Source organism: Pseudomonas agronomica (assembly GCF_025917275.1).
GTDB lineage: Bacteria > Pseudomonadota > Gammaproteobacteria > Pseudomonadales > Pseudomonadaceae > Aquipseudomonas > Aquipseudomonas agronomica.
In genome coordinates this window covers 1-1,420 of sequence record NZ_JAOSHO010000817.1, presented here as the reverse complement: position 1 = coordinate 1,420, position 1,420 = coordinate 1, and the positions used below count along the sequence as shown (strand labels likewise).

The following is a 1,420-nucleotide window of genomic DNA, read 5'->3' as shown; positions in this document are numbered from 1 at the left end:
CGGGGATAAATCCCCTCGCCACAAAAACAAACTTTATTTGAGAGCACCCAATGTTCCTACGCATCTCCTCCCTCGCCCTCGCCGCCCTGCTCGTCAGCGGTTGCGCCAACAACTCGCCGGTCCTGGGCAACAAGAACATCAGCTATGGCGACACCAAGGCCGTGGAAACCGTGACCAACGAGTTCGGCTCCACCGACCTGCAGATGATCGCCGAGTCGATGACCCGCTCCCTCGCCCAGTCCGGCGTCCTGCAGGGTCGTCCAGTGGTTCAGGTCTATGACGTGAAGAACAAGACCAGCGAGTACATCGATACCCGTGAAATCACTACCAGCATCAAGACCCAGCTGATGAAGACCGGAGCGGCGCGTTTTGCCAGCGACAACAACGCCATGGACAGCCAGGTCGACCAGCTCAAGCTACAGAACCAGAGTGGCTTGTACAAAAAGAGCACCGTGGCCAAGACCGGCAACATGATCGCGGCCAAATACCGCATCGAGGGTTCCATCAGCTCCATCGTCAAGCGCAGCGAAGACTACAAGGACGTCTTCTACAAATTCAGCCTGCAACTGATCGACGTCGAAAGCGGCCTGGCCGAATGGATGGACGAAAAAGAAATCCGCAAGACCACGGAGCGATAAGCCATGCGCACATGGATCGGCATGATGGCCCTGGCTTGCGCCTTCAGCGCGCAGGCGGCTCCAAGAGTCGCGGTGACTGACCTCGCCTATCAGGAGCGCGTGGAGGAATACATCCACACGGTTTCAGCCCAGAGCAATTTCCAGGCGAATGGATACGCCGCCAGCGCTTCGTCGAGCTACGACGAAATGGAGGCCACCAGCAGCTACATCGAACAGGGCGAGCTGCGCAAGTTCACCGGTGATATCAAGGGCGAGATCCTGCGCAGCGGGATGTTCCAGTTGGTGCAGGGCACGCCATATACCGCATCGTCGAAGGGCGACGTCTATGACGTGATCAAGCGGATCAAGGCGGGGAACTTCAAGGGGGCCGACTACGTGCTGTTCGGCACCGTGTCGGACATCGATTTCACCCGCGACATCAACGAGCTGGGCACTGCCGACAGCTACTCTGCGGTGCTTGCCCTGACGCTGGTGGCGGATTTCAGCCTGATCAATACCAAGACCTTCGAGATCACCTCGGCCTTCACCGCCATGGGCGAAGGCCAGGACACCAAGCTGGCGAACCACCGGGACGTACGCATCAGCCTCAATCGTCCACGGGTCGTGCGTGAAGTGTCCAAGGCGCTGGGGGAAGATGTGGCACGGCAGTTGAGCGAACAGCTCGGCGGCCCGATCCACGAGCAAGCCGGCGAACCTGTGCAGCGCAACAACCTGCCGCGGGATACGGCGCCGGTGATCCTGCGCTAACCTTCATTGCAGGCATACAGTTTTTGTGGCGAGGG

2 protein-coding genes are annotated in these 1,420 nt (G+C 59.4%); both read left to right on the top strand.

What is annotated here, in order from left to right:
* Nucleotides 1-50 precede the first annotated feature (50 nt).
* Nucleotides 51-638: a penicillin-binding protein activator LpoB gene (gene lpoB, locus OC610_RS27385; RefSeq protein ID WP_030138155.1), complete on the top strand. Its 588-nt coding sequence runs from the start codon at nt 51-53 to the stop codon at nt 636-638.
* A 3-nt stretch (nt 639-641) separates the two neighbouring features.
* Complete coding sequence (locus OC610_RS27380; protein ID WP_264432570.1) at nt 642-1,385, top strand: penicillin-binding protein activator LpoB; 744 nt, start codon at nt 642-644, stop codon at nt 1,383-1,385.
* The last annotated feature ends 35 nt before the right edge of the window (nt 1,386-1,420 follow it).

What these genes read in the sequence shown, in the direction of transcription:
- lpoB (WP_030138155.1), top strand. Translation starts at nt 51, where the DNA reads ATGTTCCTACGCATCTCCTCCCTCGCCCTCGCCGCCCTGCTCGTCAGC.
- OC610_RS27380 (WP_264432570.1), top strand. Translation starts at nt 642, where the DNA reads ATGCGCACATGGATCGGCATGATGGCCCTGGCTTGCGCCTTCAGCGCG.